2 protein-coding genes are annotated in these 1952 nt (G+C 72.4%); both read left to right on the forward strand.

Going from position 1 to position 1952, the window contains the following annotated elements; all coding sequences use genetic code 11:
• Positions 1-305: EAL domain-containing protein (locus tag CKO43_RS25360; protein WP_200380405.1), on the forward strand; the 305-nt coding region annotated here is incomplete at its 5' end.
• A gap of 131 nt (positions 306-436) precedes the next feature.
• Positions 437-1952: PTS transporter subunit EIIC (locus CKO43_RS25365; RefSeq protein ID WP_200380406.1), on the forward strand; the 1516-nt coding region annotated here is incomplete at its 3' end.

A 1952-nucleotide genomic window follows, 5' to 3' on the forward strand; every position in this document is an offset into this window, starting at 1 on the left:
CGCTGCTGCACCTGAAACGTTTTCGCGTCGCCGCGATCAAGGTCGACGGCTCGCTCAGCCGCGACGTGATGTCGCACCCGGTCAGCGGCGACATCATCCGCGCGATCGCGACGCTGGGCCACAGCAGCGGCGCCCGCGTCATCGCCGAGTTCGTCGAGACACGCGAGCAGCGCGACCGCCTGGCGGCGCTCGGCTGCGATGTCTTCCAGGGCTATCTGTACAGCCCGGCGTTGGCGCCCGATCTCTGCCTGGCCCATTTGCAGCGCAGCGCGGCGCCGGCATCGACGGCGCTGCCGGTGGCCTGAGCTGCGCCCTCGCCGGTGCGGCCGGGAACGTGAAGCACTTCACGCCTTGTCCGGCGGGCGCGGGGGTGGCGGCGGCAACAATCTTCCGCACCTGACGCGTGCACCGGGACAGTGCCGCCCCGCCTGACCCGATGCCCGTTGACCCCCCGCCCTGTACGAAGCTGACCACTGGCTGGGCCGAAGCGATCCGCGACGCCTTCGTCGTGCTGCTGCCGCTGACGCTGTTCGGCGTCTTGGGGACGGTGATCGTGCAGTTCCCGTTCCCGGCCGGCCGGTCCTGGCTGGACCGCAGTTTCGGCCCCGGCTGGTCGGTCGCGGCCGAGGACGTCGTGCAATCGACCTGGGGCGTGCTCGGGCTGGCGCTGGCGATCACCGTCGCCGCGATGCTGGCCCAGCGTGCGCCGCGCCCGCTCGGCCGCGAGCCGCTGCCGGCGATCTGGGTGGCGATCTCGGCGCTGGTGAACTTCATGCTGTGCATGAGCGCGGCCGGCCCGCTGACCGCGCAGGCGCTGGGTCCGAGCTCGATGCTGGCCGGCATCGCCGTCGGGCTGGCGACGCCGACGCTGCTGCGGCCGATGGCCGAATGGGGCCCGCTGTGCCGGCTGGCGGTGGGCTACGACAGCAACCCCGTCTTCCATCACGCGACCCGGCTGACGCTGCCGGTGGTGCTGCTGGGCACGGGCTTCAAGGGGGTGGCCGAACTCGCGGCGCGCCTGCCCGTTTCGGTGGCCGGCTGGCCCGAGCTGCTGCAGCGCTGGCTCGGTGAGCGCCTGGACGCTGACTGGCTGCTGACGCCGGCGCTGGCGCTGCTGAACCAGGTGCTCTGGCTCTTCGGCGTCCAGGGTGGCAAGGTGGTGCAGACGCATTTTGCGTCCTGGCTGACCGAGTCGGCCACGCCGCTGGCGCACGAGCACGTGCTGCGGCCGCTGCTGACCGGGTTTGTGCATCTGGGCGGCTCGGGCGCGACGCTGGGGCTGCTGATCGCGATGTCGCTGGTCGCGCGCGAGGGCCAGAACCGGCGCCTGGCGCAGCTGTCCTGGCTGCCGGCGCTGTTCAACGTCAACGAGTTGCTGCTTTTCGGGCTGCCGCTGGTGCTCAACCCGCGTTTCGTGCTGCCTTTCCTGCTGGTGCCGGTGCTGCTGACGCTGCCGCCGCTGGTGGCGCTGCACGCCGGCTGGATGACGCTGCTGCCGGTCTATGTGCCCTGGACGACGCCGGTGCTGCTGTCGGGCTGGCTGCTCACCGGCTCCTGGGCCGGGGTCGCGCTGCAGCTGTTCGGCTTGCTGGTCTCGACGCTGGTCTACCTGCCCTTCGTGCGCCGCAACGAGGCCGAGTGCCGGCAGCAGCGCGTGGCCGACTTCCACGACGCCAGCGCCGTCATCGTCGCCGAACTGCCGCGCGCCGACACGCCGCTGCGCCGCAGCGACCACGTCGGCGTCATCGCGCGCGGGCTGCTGCACGACCTGGAGCGCTCGATCGGCACCGCGGCGCTGTCGCTGGCCTATCAGCCGCAGCAGGTGCTGGACGGGCGGCCGATCGGTGTCGAGGCGCTGCTGCGCTGGACGCACCCGGGCTACGGCCCGGTGCGCACCGACGTCGCGATCGCACTGGCCGAGCAGGGCGGGCTGATCGGCCGCCTGGGCGCCT

Origin of the sequence: Rubrivivax gelatinosus (assembly GCF_016583785.1) — a bacterium.
Lineage (GTDB): Bacteria > Pseudomonadota > Gammaproteobacteria > Burkholderiales > Burkholderiaceae_C > Rubrivivax > Rubrivivax gelatinosus_B.